This window comes from Psychrobacter immobilis (assembly GCF_904846235.1).
GTDB lineage: Bacteria > Pseudomonadota > Gammaproteobacteria > Pseudomonadales > Moraxellaceae > Psychrobacter > Psychrobacter immobilis_C.
On record NZ_CAJGZN010000005.1, the window covers coordinates 122,815 to 137,937 of the forward strand.

Genomic DNA, 15,123 nt, shown 5'->3' on the forward strand with positions numbered 1-15,123 from the left:
GCAAGGTGCTGTTTTTTCCACTCATGTTTTTAGACTCAAGTTTTACGACTCATTTTTCTCAAATCATGTTTTGCAAATTGCAGCTTATCACTCACGATTTATCATTCATACAGAGCAATATTATCATCACTAAGGATACCGCCTCATGAACCAACAGACTATTTGTACACTTGACGATATCATTCCTGAAACCGGTGTCTGCGCCCTGATAGATGGCAAACAAATTGCTATCTTTCGTACCAAAGAGAACGATTTATTTGCTCTTGATAACTACGATCCATTCAGTCAAGCCAATGTACTGTCACGGGGGTTGATTGGTGGAACCACGATTACAGATGATACAGGAACAGCAAAAGAAGTGCTTTATGTGGCCTCGCCCATCTATAAACAACGCTTTAACCTAGCTACTGGCCAGTGTTTAGATGATGAGAGTATTGTGCTCAATACTTATAAATTCAAACTTGATGGGAATAATGTGGTGGCAAACTACGAATAATAAGCGACGTTATCTCTAATTTGATATGCCATTAATAATTGCTGTATTAATCTAAGACATCCTTTGATTCTGAGATTCAAAGGATGTTTTATTTTTGACAATTACGCTGAAACACCGTGATCTATGATTTTCAAAATACTTACCCAAACTGAAAAGCTGACAATTGCGTTTTTAGCACTTGCTGGGAGTAAGTCTTTTGGCCTTTATCACGTCCTGCTGCACCCACCGCTATCATAAGCGGTAACAAATGCTCTTCTGCCCCTAACGGATGTGAGTCAAGCGCATGAGGAGCATTTTTCCAATTAGCCAAGGCCGTGAGTCGTTTATTCGAATCTGCTGATTCTACAGTGTTCGTTAGCCATTCATCAAAACGCTCTGACGGTTCAGTAAAACTGGTATCGCCATAACCGCGCATATTATGAAAGCTCATGCCGCTACCGATGATTAGCACACCCTCTGTACGCAATGACGCCAATGCCTGACCAGCAGCCAAATGCGCTTGTGGGTCTAAATCATGACGCAGGGATAGTTGGACCACTGGAATATCCGCCTCAGGGAACATTAGCTTGAGCGGTATAAATACCCCGTGATCAAACCCACGCTCCGCATCTTGTTTATTGCTTACCCCTGCCTCTGTCAGTAGACTACTGACTTTCTCCGCCAATGCTGGTGCGCCTGAGGCTGGATAAGTCAAACTGTAAGTATGTTCAGGAAAGCCATAATAATCATAAATGAGATCAGGTTGCTTACTAGCGGTGATACTAAATTCAGCTGTCTGCCAATGTGCACTAATGATTAAGATAGCCTTTGGTCGCTCAGGCAAACGAGCAGAAATGCTCTTTAAAAACGTTGCCATCTCATACCACGTATCCGCTGGTTGCCAATCCATGAAAAAGCACGGCCCTGCACCATGCGGTATAAACAATACAGGCTGGCTAACTGACTCATTAGATAGAAGTGTTATCATGGCTTTCCCCTTGTTGCTTTTCTTAAATGGCTCTAATTAAACAGCTTTATTCACGAAAATTGAATAAAGCTATTTACAACTATAAAACCTATCCTAATTTTTCTGACAATACCTTATCCATACTGAAGGAACCGCCACCTTGGATGGCTAGAGCAAGCGAAGCCACCATCAATGTTAGCGCGTATTCATAACCACCATTATCAGCGAACAGCCCATTACTGATATGGACAGAAAAAATAGCCACCAACATGGTAAAAGCTGCGGCTAAAGCGGCCGGTCTGGTTAGCAAACCTAATACCATAGCCAGACCACCGAAGAACTCAGCACCGCCTGCGAGTATTGCCATCAGGTAGCCAGGCTCCATACCCATACTGCTTAACCATTGAGCCGTACCTGCCAGTCCGTTACCACCGAACCAACCAAATAATTTTTGGGCGCCATGGGCTGCTAAAATTAGGCCAACGGGTACACGAAGAACTAAGGCCGCTGCTCCAGCTTTTGATGTCAAAATAGTATTTAATAGTGATGATTTCATTGATGCTCACTCCATAACGTATGATTAGAATAAATAGTGTCGAAAATGATATAGGCACACTTTACTATCAACGCTATAAAAGAGTAAGATCAGTTATATTGAATAATTATCAACATACTGTTTATAATGGATTTGATATCGAGAGAATTATAGGGACAGATATGGATAGAATCGATGCCATGCGTGCTTTTGTCGCGGTAGTGACAGAAGGCAGCTTTAGTAAGGCGGCAATTACGATGCAGCTCTCGCCGCAGCTAGTAAGCAAGTATGTAGCAAAGCTAGAGGAGGAACTACATACTCGCCTGCTCAACCGTACTACACGCAAAGTCAGCCTGACAGAAGCTGGCAGTCAATACTTTACACACGCGCAGCAGATTTTATTGAGTATTGATGAGATGGCATCGCAGTTAGGCGGCTTACAGCAGCATCCCAAAGGCGTCCTGCGCATCAGTGCGCCCGTCTCCTTTGCCTTAAAGCATATGGCAAAACTCATCACTGATTTTCAGGAGCGCTATCCGTCAGTTACCGTTGATCTGCAGTTGAGTGATCGAAAAGTAGATATCGTTGAAGAAGGGTTTGATATTGCCCTGCGTATCGGACAGCTCCAAAGCTCATCGCTTATCGCCAAGCAGATTGCTCCGATTCGCGTGGTGCTATGCGCCTCGCCTGAGTACCTCAAAGCTCATGGCACCCCTAAGCAACTTGAGGATTTAGAGTCGCATCGCTATTTGCATTATAGCTATATGAATGTAGAAACTAAGGGTCAAATCTACAAATACCTAAAGACCAAACAATTCAAAGAACGTAGCGTTTTCCATAGTAATAATGGTGACGTACTCGTTGAAGCAGCTATTGCAGGCGGAGGATTGATATTACAGCCAACTTTTATTGCTAGCGAAGCATTAAGTACTGGTAAGTTGGTTGTAGTGTTGCCAGAATATGAACCTAGCCCTTTGGGGTTGTATGCAGTCTATGCCCATAGAAAACTACTACCTCACAAAGTCAGATGCTTTATCGACTTTATGACCAACTACTATCGCACGCCGCCGTATTGGGATGAGAATATATAGCTCTAAATATAGAGAAATAAAAAAGCCACGACACATTATGTATCGTAGCTTTCGGTTCAAGCAAACTTAAGCGATCTAATTTGACGATTAGATCCAACCTTCTTCTAATAGGTGCTCAGTATTGCTGATTTTAAAATTATTGCATAAGTCATAGAATGCCATTGGGTCTTCAACATTATCGAGCAATTCTCGTTTATGCAGCGCCACAAATAACGCTAACGCATACGCCGCGCTATGAATAGATTTTTTAGGATTAAAGGTAATATCAGTGAAGCCCTGATATTGAATCACTTCTTCATGCAGCTGAGGATTTTGCTTGAGCGCATTCACGTACAGCCAATCATAAAATGTCGTTAAGGGCTCTACGCCCCATTCCATTCCAAAGTAATTGTAGCCAATGAGCTCGCCCGAAGTCATCAATCGCTCATCCTTTCGGGCTTGTCTTGGCGGCGCAGTCAGCAAATCCGTGTAAGGACCACCATCTTCAAAAACCATACTGGCTTGAAAAGCATTTTCGACACTATATGGATTGTCATCATGCTCATCAGTAATTTTTAAGCTAAACGGGCTTAATGGAAAACTCAGCTTATTACCAGATTTGCTAGACAGCTCTAACACATGCTTAAACCCATACTTTTTACGAATGACTTGTTGTAAGTCATTGATGGATTTTTTCTTTTGTCTGGTCGCAAATCCCACATGCCGCTCAAACATAACCATATCCGTTTTTACCAAATTGTCACTGTTGACTTTGGGCATGAATACAGGTCTTTGTTCTATCGTATTTGGTACTTCTTCCATAGTGATGTGCCTTAATATCAATGGTCTTGTATAAATGTTTTATGTTAACGGTGCTGATATCACCTGCTATTGACGTTGTACTCTGTCATTGCTAGCAGCATTTCTTATTATTGGTATTTTCTTCGCTAGCAGTCAAATACAGTGAATTGATCTAGAGCTATCGAGAGTTATCGAACCCTATCAGCGCTCGCTGGGCAGTTTATCTTATTATCAGTCATTTATCCTGCCCTATTTTAGAATTAATGCCGCCATACCTTCAACAATAAACCATAATCGAGCTATTTTGTATTCAACGATAAATATAAGACGCTACTATAAACGGGTTTAAAAGTATTTAAAGAAATCTGCTTGACCTTACCATGATGTCAACCTATATGCTGTCACTATAGATTTGAAAATAAGATTAAAAATATAGTTAAAAACGACAGAGGTTGTTATGAAAACAAAAAATACTAAAGCCCCTATTTATCAAGAAATACTGAGCATTGAAGGCATGAGTTGCGCGTCTTGTGTTGGGCGTATCGAAAAACAATTAAAAAATATTGAGCATGTTGAAAATGCCGAGGTAAACCTTGCCACTGAACAGGCGACTGTTTACTCATCTCAGCCTTTAGATGTAGCCCAGTTAAACAAAGCGGTAGAGCGCGCAGGTTATAAGGTGACTGAAACCAAGCCTATCGAGCTATCTATAGAAGGCATGAGCTGTGCCTCTTGCGTTGGACGAGTAGAAAAATCCTTGGCCAAAGTCGCTGGCGTGCAACAAGCTACTGTAAACCTTGCGACTGAACGCGCTTGGATTAAAGGCGATGCTCAAATACAAACGAGCGACTTAATTGAGGCCGTTAAAAAAGCGGGCTACGAGGCCAAACTGGTAGAACAAGATCAAAGTGATCGACAAGATAAAAAAGCCTCAGAGCAAAATCAGCTTAAACGAGATTTAGGGCTTTCTGCGCTGTTGTCACTGCCCGTATTCATTCTAGCAATGGGCTCGCATATGATTCCAGCCTTTCATATGTGGGTAGTGAATAACCTCGGCACTCAGCAAAGTTGGCTGATACAGTTTGTCTTGACCACACTGGTACTACTCTTTCCAGGTCAACGCTTTTATCAAAAAGGCGTGCCAGCCTTATTGCGTTTTGCGCCAGATATGAATTCGCTAGTGGCGATTGGTACCGTCGCAGCATATGGCTTTTCTCTCATAGCGACCTTTATCCCGCAAGCGTTACCTGAAGGCACGGTGCACGTCTATTACGAAGCCGCTGCTATGATTGTGAGCTTGATTTTATTAGGACGCTATTTTGAAGCAAAGGCTAAAGGTCGTACTTCTGGGGCCATTCAGCATTTAGTGGGCATGCAGGCAAAAACGGCCCGTGTACATCAAGATGGCAAAGTCATTGAGGTCCCTGTAGAAGATGTCACCGCACAAATGATCGTTGAGATTCGCCCAGGAGAGCGTGTGCCTATCGATGGCGAGGTGGTTGACGGTCACAGTTATATTGATGAATCTATGATTACTGGTGAACCTGTTCCTGTGAAAAAACAAGCAGGCGATCAAGTGGTCGGCGGTACTATCAATCAAAACGGTACCGTGAATATTCGAGCAACGGCCATTGGTGAAGATTCGGTATTGGCGCAAATCATTCGTATGGTAGAACAAGCCCAAGGCTCTAAATTACCAATTCAAGCATTGGTGGATAAAGTCACCCTGTGGTTTGTACCAGCGGTGATGTTTTTATCAGCATTGACCTTTATAGTTTGGTTGATTTTTGGCCCTGACCCTGCCTTGACCTTTGGCTTAATCAATGCGGTTGCCGTGCTCATTGTGGCCTGCCCTTGTGCAATGGGATTGGCCACTCCCACCTCTATTATGGTCGGTACGGGTCGTGGCGCCGAATTGGGTGTGCTATTCCGTAAAGGTGAAGCGCTACAAATGCTTCAGGACGTGAGCGTGGTTGCCGTTGATAAAACAGGCACATTGACTGAAGGCAAACCTACGTTAACGGATTTCCAAGTCCAAAAAGGGTTTGAGAAAGAACAAGTCCTACGTGTGGTGGCATCGGTTGAAGCAAAATCTGAGCATCCAATTGCCTTAGCCATTGTACAAGCCGCAGAACAACAGAATATTCAACTGCTGCCTATCACTGACTTTGAGGCGATGACAGGTTTGGGTATCCAAGCAAACGTGGCAGGCCAAGTGATTCATATTGGCGCGGATCGTTATATGCAACAATTGGGGCTTGATGTTGCGCCTTTTGCACAAGATGCGCTACGTTTGGGACAAGAAGGTAAAACCCCACTCTATGTATCGATTGACCAGCAATTGGCTGCTATCATCGCCGTTGCCGACCCTATTAAAGAGACGACTCATGCCGCCATCGCCGCACTACATCAGTTGGGCTTAAAAGTGGCCATGATTACAGGTGATAATCGCCATACCGCCCAAGCGATTGCCACAAAATTGAATATCGATCAGGTAGTAGCAGAAGTATTACCTGAAGGAAAAGTGGATGCAATACGCCAGTTGCAAGAGCAATATGGCCGAGTGGCATTTGTTGGTGACGGTATCAATGATGCCCCTGCATTGGCTCAATCTGATGTTGGATTGGCCATTGGTACAGGCACAGACGTGGCGATTGAGGCGGCTGAAGTGGTGCTAATGTCAGGTAGTCTGCAAGGCGTTCCTACTGCGATTGCCTTGAGTAAAGCTACCATCAGTAATATCAAACAAAATCTGGCTTGGGCATTTATTTATAATATTGCCTTGATTCCGATTGCCGCAGGTGTCTTGTATCCCGCATTTGGTATCCTGCTCTCACCCATTTTTGCGGCAGGCGCCATGGCACTGTCTTCTATTTTCGTATTGGGTAATGCGTTACGCCTCAAGTACTTTAAAGTATAGTCAGCGAACTACTAAACCGCTACAGAGTAAATATAGAATCGTAAAGGATATCCATATAGGGTTTAAACATTAATGCTTAAGCCCTTTCTAGGTTAGGAGGAAAAATATGAATATTGGTCAAGCATCCAAAAAATCCGGCATCTCTACCAAAATGATTCGCTACTATGAACAGATTGGCTTGCTAGAAACAGTCAATCGGTCGAACTCAGGTTATCGCTTGTATTCTAAAGACGATATAGACGACTTATGCTTTTTAAGACATTCTCGTGACTTGGGATTCTCATCCAAGCAAATGAAAGAGTTACTGTATTTGCGCAAAAATGCCAACCGTCAGAGTGCAGATGTTAAGCAACTGACACAAGAGCATATTGAAACGCTAAACCAAAAAATTGCCCAATTGCAAGAGATGGTCAATTCGCTACAGAACTCTTTTGATCATTGTGCAGGCGATGATAATGCAGACTGCGCTATTCTGGATGATCTTGGGCAAGCTAAATAGAGCTCTTAACGAGCATCTCCTAATGTAGAAGGCGTTAAAATGTCAGGTCATGCTGTTTTGCACAACTAAAATAAAAGTAAATATTCATACTGTTCAAGTATTGACGGTCAGCTTAGTGCCCATAGTAGTCGGTGGTAACACAGTCATAAGTTGTGAGTATTATCTGGCTCAAATGTGTAGTGGAGCAGAACCGAGAAAACTGTTAGCAGTTCCGCTTCAAATGCTTGTTATATCCCGTTTTTAATAGACTCTACTTGTGTGTTTAATATATTCCGCATCATTATAAGCGAGAACTTTACGCCATCTTTTTCGGAAAGAATCTCGCTTAAATATATTTTTTTATCATCATATTGTTCTGGAAAATTGATACTTATATATGTCATTTTTTTCTTCTCAGCTTCCCAGAATCTATACTTTATTTCGGTATGACCAGCGTACTTTTGGAGAAAGCGATCAATGGTTAACCCTTCTTTTTGCCAATTTACTAAGCCTTTTGTTAACCAAACCTCATTCCAACTCTCAAACAAGGGAAAGTGAGCAAAAGTATTTCTAATAAATTTAAACAATGGGCCACCAATTTCAGATTCCATTGGAGGTCTTTGTTTCTTAATTGCCTCAAGAACATACTTAAAGGGCTCATAAGCTAGTAACTCTGCATAAACTGAAAATAGGTTAATCACTTTGCTAAAACGATACCAGTCTTCTTGTTCCCAAAATGAGTCTTCAATTATTTCATCGGCAAGATCATAAAACCTATTGTAAGCAAGGCTTAAAAAAACTTCTTCTTGTGATGTAGGTCGCAAATTCATGAAAGAGAACTCCTAGAAACATAACGCCGGGTTAAACTGCAAAAAACGTGTGTTAGCATTTTGAGCGAAGCCGAACCAACTTTTTTATTTCCGTTTAAACTGCTTGTTATATAAATGTATTAATCATCGATCTTCAGGTTTTGTGTGTTTAACTTTTGCTGAGAACTCTTTAAGTTCTTCAATGCTATATTTGGTATGTACTCTTTCAATTGAAGGAGGCTGATGGTTGATACTTAAACCTATACGTCTAGCCATTTTAGGTCGAATAGGTCGAGGAACAAAACCACCGCCACAATTTGGGCATACATTTTCTAGTATTTCATTTACACATGTGACGCAAAAAGTGCATTCGTATGTGCAAATCATTGCTTCGGTAGAATCTGGTACTAAGTCTTTATCACAACATTCACAATTAGGTCTAATTTCCAGCATATATCAACTCCATTTTAATTCACCTAGGGCTTAATTCTTGGGTTGCAGAGCGCAATTCGTGTTGCAGCCCATAGCAGTTACTTGTCATATTTTGATGCCTACCAATTAATGATTAATGGCAAAACTGGTCGTAAGTCTTCAGATAATCCACTACGCTTATTATCAGGAGATCTCAACTTTCTTGCTAGCCCATTATTCGATTCTTTACTATCACGTACGTATAGTATTTCGAGAATTTTAGCCCGCGCCTATGCGGATTAGACTAGCAGAAAATCTAACTAGTATGAATTGATTATAAAATTTCTGCTTAGGCTATTATTTTATACTTCCTACTTTTATCCTCTCAACCAAGAAATCGACGGCGGCTTTTACCTTAGGCACTAGATAGCGCTGCTTTTGATACAGCAGATATACGGCCATATCAGCATGCTGCGTGATTGCTAATGGATGCTCAAATTTAATCTCTTGCAATGCCCCTGACTCAAGATATGAGGATAGTGCCCACCTTGTTGACATCAAAATCCCTTCACCATCACAAGCCTTTTTGGCTAGCCATGGTCCATTGTTTGAAATTGCCACTGCTGGCCCTGAGACATCATGCCACTGATCGTCCACATAGCAGAGCCAAGGCGTTGGCCCGTTTGGTGCTTTGAAATACAGGCCTTTATGTTCCTTTAATGCCATCACATGACTAGGTTCGCCATGCATCTTTAAATAACTGGGCGACGCAACCGGTATAAAGCCATTGTCCATGAGCCTAATAGCAATCACGTGCTCATTTGGCGCATAACCACCGCGAATCGCAATATCGACATCGTCACGTCCCAATGCGGATAATTCATCACTGAGACTGACATCTAGCACAATCTCTGGATACAACTCACCAAACTCATCCAACAGTGGTAGCAGTATTTTTTCACCAAAACCCACCATAGAGCTGACGCGTAACCGTCCCATCGGCGTCGTTTGATAACTGCGTACTGTTTCTTTGCTTTGCTCGAGCCGATCCAATATTTGCTGCATATCGTCATAATAAACCTGCCCTACTTCGGTCAATTTAACGATTCGAGTCGAGCGCTTTAACAGTGTCGCGCCCAAGCTCTTTTCTAAATCAGATACTCGTCTTGACAGTGAGGATGGTGGCACTTTGAATGCATTTGCTGCTTTAGTAAAACTGCCCGTTTCTACGACTTTGCTAAAATACTTAATGGCACGTAATTGATCCAACTGACCTCTCCATTTAGATGAATATGTGAGCATTTTCGCTTTATTATTGTCTTAAAAGCAATAGTGATTCACGTTATTCCTTATATATAACCACATTAAAACCAGTAATAATGTGTTTAACTTAGGGCGTGCTTGATATTCGACCATGGCACTGACAGAGACTATTTTTTGCCACTTCATTGTTAAAACATAGACGCTTAGAATGACTAAACTTACTATTTTTAACGTCGAACTGTCTAAAAAATAGTCCTGTCTCCTTCTGTTTATATTGGAGCTGATGCTAAAACTGCCCCATACTGTGTTGTAAATCTAGTTAAGGCACGAGCATTACCGTCGTTTTACGCCTTGTCTGGAACCGTTTTAGCAATCAGCAGTGCCTATTTGTGAATATCAAACACGCCCTAAACGTTGCAATGAAAACACGATTAAAAATAACTTTTACGTCAACAATGGAAGAATGACTTATGATTACTTTGCACGGCTTTGCTGCAAGCAACTATTACAACATCGTAAAACACGCTCTTTTATATAAAGGCATCCCATTCCAAGAGGACCTTTTGTACGCTGGTAGTGATGATCTACTCACCGTCAGTCCAGTGGGTAAAGTACCTGCGATCACCATGCCGGACGGTTTTAATCTGTCGGAATCTAACGTGATTTGTGACTTCCTTGAAGAAACGTATCCTGAAAAGCCACTATATCCTGCCGATGCAGCAAAACGCGCGTCTGTACGTCAGATTATGAAAATAGCAGAGCTATATTTTGAGCTACCAAGTCGTCGTCTAATTCCATATGTATTTTCTGGTACTCAAGCACCTAACGCAATCAAAGAGGAAGTTCGTCAAGTATTGGGCCGCGGCATTATTGCTATGAATCGCTTATGTCAATTTTCGCCTTGGATTGCAGGCGAGCAATTCACCATGGCTGATATTTACGTGCATTACGTCAATACTATTGTCAACGCTTTTGGCGCGACTCAGCTTGAGTGGGATGTACTGGCAGAAGTGGACGGCATGAAAGAATGGAACAAAGCCATGAGTGAAACCGAGATTGCAAAAAGTGTTCAGGCAGATAGTCAAGCAAACATGCCTGAGTTTATGCAACACGTTAAGTCTCTAATCCAAGCCGCAAACGCTAAATAACTTGTGGCAATGTGGCTACTAAAAATGAGCCACATTAAGAAAATTACTAAAATTCAATAACCTAAAGAACGACCAATGCCGTAAAGGGATTGGTCTAAAAATCTAACTATTTGCAGGAGCAAATCTTATGACCGATAAAAATAAACAACTGGTTTCAACCATCAGTGATGACAACAAATTAACCCTGTCTTTAAAAGATATCGAGATGCCGCAACCCGGTGCTGACGAAATTGTCGTTCGCATGGAAGCCATGCCATTGAACCCTTCTGACTTTGGTGTGATGTTCAGCGCCGCTGATATGTCAACCGCTGTACAATCAGGCACTGATGACAACCCGATCATTACTGCTGATGTGCCTGCGAAATTCATGCCATCACTCAAAACTCGGGTAAATAAAGACACGCCTGTCGGCAATGAAGGCGCTGGTACAGTCGTCGCCGCAGGCTCATCAGAAGCCGCACAAGCACTCATGGGCAAAATGGTTGCGGTGATTGGTGGCGGTACATATCGTCAATACCACTGTGTCAATGTAAGGAGCTGCATAGAAATGCAAGACGGCACGACAGCTACCGAGGCTGCATCGTCTTTTGTAAACCCGCTCACTTCACTGGCAATGGTCGAAACCATGCGCGCTGAAGGCCACAAAGCCATCGTACATGCAGCAGCCGCTTCTAGCCTTGGTCAAATGCTAAACCGTATCTGTATGGCAGACGGTGTTGATTTGGTGAATATCGTACGTAAAGACTCGCAAGAAAAGCTATTGCGCGATATGGGCGCAAAGTATGTGGTGAACTCAAGCAGCGAGACGTTCCTTGCTGATTTGACCGCCGCGATTACTGAAACAGGCGCTACGATTTCGTTTGACCCTATCGGTGGCGGTAAGCTCACCAGCGATATTCTAAACTGTATGGAAGCCGCTATCACTCGTGACGTAGAAGAATACAGCGTCTATGGCTCAAATACCTTTAAACAAGCTTATATTTATGGCGCCTTAGACCGTGGTCCGATCACCTTAAACCGTAACTTTGGTTTTGCGTGGGGTGTGAATGGATTCTTATTGTTCAATGCACTTGGCAAACTTGGTAGTGAAACGGTTCAGTCCATGCGCAAACGCGTGGCAGAAGAAATCACCACTACCTTTGCGAGCAGCTATACGCATGAAGTGACGCTAGAAGAAGCGCTACAGTTAAAATCAATCGCCGCTTATGGCAAACAGGCGACTGGTGAGAAGTACTTAATCAAGCCTCAAGGCTAATGGTTGCTTGAAGCGTTACTTAAAAGCAGCTTTGCAATAATAGAAAAGCAGATATCTATGATGTCTGCTTTTTTATGTCTGACTAAAAGTCATCGTCACTTCGTATTTACTCACAATTTGCATAAACTTCATCAGAAAAACCATGCAATACCTATACTCGAACAAGGCAACCAGATGCCAAAAGTAATCAATTAACATTATTACTAAACTTTTGGTTGCATCTACTCCTTATTACGCCTAGTATTTCGTCCCTTTAAATAACGCTATTTCTCAAAATATAGCTGATCCAGTTTGAAAAAGAGACAAGGCAACCGAGCACAGATGTAACTGTGATACTTCAAGTGAGGTTAACACTGTCACTCTTTTATAGAGGATTGACTATAGAGTCTTAGTAGATGTACCTATTCACTATAAAGAGGGATTTATTATGTCAATTGACGCAATCACAATTATTGACGGCGGCTTGGGTCGAGAGCTAGCCAAACGTGGCGCACCATTTCGTCAGCCTGAGTGGTCGGCGCTGGCAATGATCGAAGCGCCTGAGATCGTCCGTGACGTGCATCGTGCTTTTATCCAAAGCGGCGCAGCGGTCATCACCACCAACAGCTATGCGCTCGTACCCTTTCATATTGGCGAAGAGCGTTTTGCCAATCAAGCGCAAGCGTTGGCTACCTCAGCAGGCGAAATGGCACGTGCCGCTATCGACATGGAAGGTAGCGATACTAAGATTGCAGGTTCAATCCCGCCGCTATTTGGCTCATACCGTGCCGACTTGTTTGACGCGGATCACGTGGAAGATATCGCCACGCCGCTTATCAAAGGTTTGAGCGAATATGTGGACTTTTGGCTCGCAGAAACCCAAAGCCTAATCGCTGAATCTGTCGCTGTTCGTGAGCTACTTAGTACGCTAGATACAGACAATAAACCGCTATGGGTAGCTTTTACTTTAGAAGACAGTATGGATATCGATGTACCACGTCTGCGTTCAGGAGAAACCGTCGAGGAAGCTGTGGCAACGATGGCTGCTCTCGATGTCGAGGCGATACTCTTTAACTGCTGCCAACCTGATGTCATCGAGCAAGCACTAGATGTCGCACAAACTGTACTGCAAGCAAAACAAGCGCAGCACATCAAACTTGGCGCGTATGCCAACGCCTTTCCACCACAGCCAAAAGACGCCACCGCTAATGATGGCCTCGACGAAGTGCGCGATGACCTAACCCCGCCTGCCTATCTGGTCTGGGCAAAAAAATGGCAAACCCAAGGCGCGTCACTGATCGGCGGTTGCTGCGGTATTGGCCCAGAGCATATTCAGGCATTGAGCCAGCATTTCACAAGCACTTTGACAACAGGTACCTCGACAAAATAGAGATCGCACGATGCAAAATGGACAAAAAATTGGGCTAACCATGCTCACTGCCATCGTGTTCAGCTCGATGGTCGGCGCAGGTATTTTTAGCCTACCGCAGAACATGGCCGAAGTGGCAGGCGTGAACGCCATCATTACAGCATGGATCATCACCGGCGTGGGTATTTTGTTCCTCGCGGGCTGCTTTTTGCATTTATCACGCTTAAAGCCTGAGCTGGATGGCGGTATTTATACCTATGCCAAAACAGGGTTTGGCGATTTGGCAGGCTTCTTTTCAGCATGGGGTTACTGGCTGTGTGCGACCATTGGCGTGGTCGGTTACTTGGTCGTGGCGTTTGCCGCACTGGGTAGCTTTATTGATACACCAACCAGTATTGTTTTTGGTGAAGGCAACACGCTGTGGGCACTGGTCGGTGAGTCTATCATTTTATGGCTGGTACATTATTTAGTACTGCGCGGCGTTAAGCAAGCCGCCTTTATTAACCTACTGGCAACCTTGGCAAAAAGCCTACCGCTCATTGCTTTTATTGTGTTTGCCTATTATGCCTTTGATATGCAGACCTTTAATGCTGACCGCGCAGGTACGACGTTGGACGTGCCCTTTATGGAGCAGGTCAAAGGAACGATGCTGATCACCCTATGGGTATTTACGGGTATCGAGGGCGCGATTGTCTTATCGCAACGTGCCAAGAAACGCGCTGATATTGGCCGCGCTACTTATATCGGGGTATTGTTCGCACTGGTGTTGTATATTGCCATTACCCTGCTCTCTCTCGGGGTCATGAGCCGTGTGGATGTGGCAGCGCTTAGCAACCCATCAATGGCGGGCATCATGGCGCAGATGACGGGCGATGTGGGTAAATGGGTTATCAGTATTGGTCTTATCATCTCGGTATTAGCATCTTACCTGAGCTGGATTCTCTACTCGGCTGAAGTACCGTTTACCGCGGCGAAGTACAATGCGTTTCCACGTATATTTACCAAGCAAAACGCACAAGGCACCCCAACGGCATCATTACTACTAACCAGTTTGACCGTGCAGCTATGCTTACTGATGATATTTTTGACCGGTAAAGGCTATAACACCTTGGTGATTATCTCCACCTCGATGATTTTGATTCCTTACTTTTTGGTTGGGGCGTATTTGGTCAAAGTATCATTTGCACAATCAGAACGCTGGAGCATCAAAGCCATCGGTTTGGGTGCGAGTGTCTACGGTATCTGGCTAATTTATGCTGCTGGCGTGGATAACTTGCTGTTATCCTTACTGCTCTATATCCCTGGCTTAGCGATTTTTTATTACAGCCGCTATCAATCGCGTCAGCAGTTAACATAATCTAGCTGATCGATAGCTATTTTAATAATGTAAAAGGTCCAAAAAATCATCATTTTTTGGACCTTTTTTAGTGGTGATCAAGGCTTCAGAGCAAAGCCAGTCATATAAACAACCGCAAATATTAAGTATTAAGTAGGGAAAACCACAACCTCATCGCCTTCTTGCCATAGCTAAAACTTAGTCAATAACGCTTCAAAATCCTATAAAAAGATATATTTTATTGCCGATACTTTAATATGATCGTCTCAGGATAATCATTGGCATACTGGTAACCATCTAATATATT

14 protein-coding genes are annotated in these 15,123 nt (G+C 43.2%); 8 read left to right on the forward strand and 6 right to left on the reverse strand.

Features of this window, described 5'->3' with window-relative positions; translation table 11 throughout:
* Nucleotides 1–145: 145 nt before the first annotated feature.
* Nucleotides 146–496, forward strand: coding sequence for a nitrite reductase small subunit NirD (gene nirD, locus JMX07_RS04960; RefSeq protein ID WP_101204537.1), 351 nt, complete (start codon nt 146–148; stop codon nt 494–496).
* 139 nt (nt 497–635) lie between these two features.
* Here nirD and JMX07_RS04965 read toward each other — a convergent pair whose 3' ends face one another.
* On the reverse strand, nt 636–1,463 hold the full coding sequence (locus JMX07_RS04965; RefSeq protein WP_101204536.1) for a DODA-type extradiol aromatic ring-opening family dioxygenase: 828 nt from the start codon (nt 1,461–1,463) through the stop codon (nt 636–638).
* Between the two features lie 88 nt (nt 1,464–1,551).
* Entirely contained in the window at nt 1,552–1,998 is a 447-nt protein-coding gene (locus tag JMX07_RS04970; RefSeq protein ID WP_101204535.1) for a DoxX family protein, read from the reverse strand.
* A gap of 161 nt (nt 1,999–2,159) precedes the next feature.
* Here JMX07_RS04970 and JMX07_RS04975 point away from each other — a divergent pair, with 161 nt between their 5' ends.
* The gene (locus JMX07_RS04975) at nt 2,160–3,068 is read left to right on the forward strand and encodes a LysR family transcriptional regulator (RefSeq protein ID WP_201606679.1); all 909 of its coding nucleotides are present in this window, start codon (nt 2,160–2,162) and stop codon (nt 3,066–3,068) included.
* A gap of 87 nt (nt 3,069–3,155) precedes the next feature.
* Here the strand turns inward: JMX07_RS04975 and JMX07_RS04980 are convergent, their stop codons facing one another.
* Nucleotides 3,156–3,869, reverse strand: a complete 714-nt coding sequence (locus JMX07_RS04980) for a DUF6977 family protein (protein WP_101204533.1) — start codon at nt 3,867–3,869, stop codon at nt 3,156–3,158.
* Between the two features lie 436 nt (nt 3,870–4,305).
* Between JMX07_RS04980 and JMX07_RS04985 the strand changes: the two genes are divergently transcribed.
* Both JMX07_RS04985 and cueR read left to right on the forward strand, forming a co-directional pair.
* On the forward strand, nt 4,306–6,768 hold the full coding sequence (locus tag JMX07_RS04985; RefSeq protein WP_101204532.1) for a heavy metal translocating P-type ATPase: 2,463 nt from the start codon (nt 4,306–4,308) through the stop codon (nt 6,766–6,768).
* A 106-nt stretch (nt 6,769–6,874) separates the two neighbouring features.
* On the forward strand, nt 6,875–7,267 hold the full coding sequence (cueR, locus tag JMX07_RS04990; RefSeq protein WP_101204531.1) for a Cu(I)-responsive transcriptional regulator: 393 nt from the start codon (nt 6,875–6,877) through the stop codon (nt 7,265–7,267).
* Between the two features lie 227 nt (nt 7,268–7,494).
* Here cueR and JMX07_RS04995 read toward each other — a convergent pair whose 3' ends face one another.
* The 3 genes from JMX07_RS04995 to JMX07_RS05005 all read right to left on the reverse strand — a co-directional run bounded on the left by JMX07_RS04995 (nt 7,495) and on the right by JMX07_RS05005 (nt 9,735).
* Entirely contained in the window at nt 7,495–8,076 is a 582-nt protein-coding gene (locus JMX07_RS04995; protein WP_101204530.1) for a hypothetical protein, read from the reverse strand.
* A 123-nt stretch (nt 8,077–8,199) separates the two neighbouring features.
* Entirely contained in the window at nt 8,200–8,508 is a 309-nt protein-coding gene (locus JMX07_RS05000; protein ID WP_101204529.1) for a DUF1272 domain-containing protein, read from the reverse strand.
* Nucleotides 8,509–8,823: 315 nt separating this feature from the next.
* Nucleotides 8,824–9,735 carry a LysR family transcriptional regulator gene (locus tag JMX07_RS05005; protein WP_101204528.1) on the reverse strand — a complete coding sequence of 304 codons (912 nt, stop codon included), beginning with the start codon at nt 9,733–9,735 and terminating at the stop codon, nt 8,824–8,826.
* Nucleotides 9,736–10,199: 464 nt separating this feature from the next.
* On the opposite strand from JMX07_RS05005, the gene JMX07_RS05010 reads away from it, so the two are divergent.
* The 4 genes from JMX07_RS05010 (at nt 10,200) to JMX07_RS05025 (ending at nt 14,837) form a co-directional block, all read left to right on the forward strand.
* A complete protein-coding gene (locus JMX07_RS05010) occupies nt 10,200–10,877 on the forward strand; it encodes a glutathione S-transferase family protein (protein ID WP_201606681.1) in 678 nt (225 codons plus the stop codon).
* 127 nt (nt 10,878–11,004) lie between these two features.
* On the forward strand, nt 11,005–12,132 hold the full coding sequence (locus JMX07_RS05015; protein ID WP_201606683.1) for a zinc-binding dehydrogenase: 1,128 nt from the start codon (nt 11,005–11,007) through the stop codon (nt 12,130–12,132).
* A 442-nt stretch (nt 12,133–12,574) separates the two neighbouring features.
* Nucleotides 12,575–13,501: a homocysteine S-methyltransferase family protein gene (locus JMX07_RS05020; protein WP_265088345.1), complete on the forward strand. Its 927-nt coding sequence runs from the start codon at nt 12,575–12,577 to the stop codon at nt 13,499–13,501.
* 10 nt (nt 13,502–13,511) lie between these two features.
* Nucleotides 13,512–14,837 carry a basic amino acid/polyamine antiporter gene (locus JMX07_RS05025; protein ID WP_201606685.1) on the forward strand — a complete coding sequence of 442 codons (1,326 nt, stop codon included), beginning with the start codon at nt 13,512–13,514 and terminating at the stop codon, nt 14,835–14,837.
* Nucleotides 14,838–15,123 lie beyond the last annotated feature (286 nt).

Bases quoted from the DNA above. Each gene is read 5' to 3' on its own strand.
- nirD (WP_101204537.1), top strand. From the start codon at position 146: ATGAACCAACAGACTATTTGTACACTTGACGATATCATTCCTGAAACC.
- JMX07_RS04965 (WP_101204536.1), bottom strand. From the start codon at position 1,463: ATGATAACACTTCTATCTAATGAGTCAGTTAGCCAGCCTGTATTGTTT.
- JMX07_RS04970 (WP_101204535.1), bottom strand. From the start codon at position 1,998: ATGAAATCATCACTATTAAATACTATTTTGACATCAAAAGCTGGAGCA.
- JMX07_RS04975 (WP_201606679.1), top strand. From the start codon at position 2,160: ATGGATAGAATCGATGCCATGCGTGCTTTTGTCGCGGTAGTGACAGAA.
- JMX07_RS04980 (WP_101204533.1), bottom strand. From the start codon at position 3,869: ATGGAAGAAGTACCAAATACGATAGAACAAAGACCTGTATTCATGCCC.
- JMX07_RS04985 (WP_101204532.1), top strand. From the start codon at position 4,306: ATGAAAACAAAAAATACTAAAGCCCCTATTTATCAAGAAATACTGAGC.
- cueR (WP_101204531.1), top strand. From the start codon at position 6,875: ATGAATATTGGTCAAGCATCCAAAAAATCCGGCATCTCTACCAAAATG.
- JMX07_RS04995 (WP_101204530.1), bottom strand. From the start codon at position 8,076: ATGAATTTGCGACCTACATCACAAGAAGAAGTTTTTTTAAGCCTTGCT.
- JMX07_RS05000 (WP_101204529.1), bottom strand. From the start codon at position 8,508: ATGCTGGAAATTAGACCTAATTGTGAATGTTGTGATAAAGACTTAGTA.
- JMX07_RS05010 (WP_201606681.1), top strand. From the start codon at position 10,200: ATGATTACTTTGCACGGCTTTGCTGCAAGCAACTATTACAACATCGTA.
- JMX07_RS05015 (WP_201606683.1), top strand. From the start codon at position 11,005: ATGACCGATAAAAATAAACAACTGGTTTCAACCATCAGTGATGACAAC.
- JMX07_RS05025 (WP_201606685.1), top strand. From the start codon at position 13,512: ATGCAAAATGGACAAAAAATTGGGCTAACCATGCTCACTGCCATCGTG.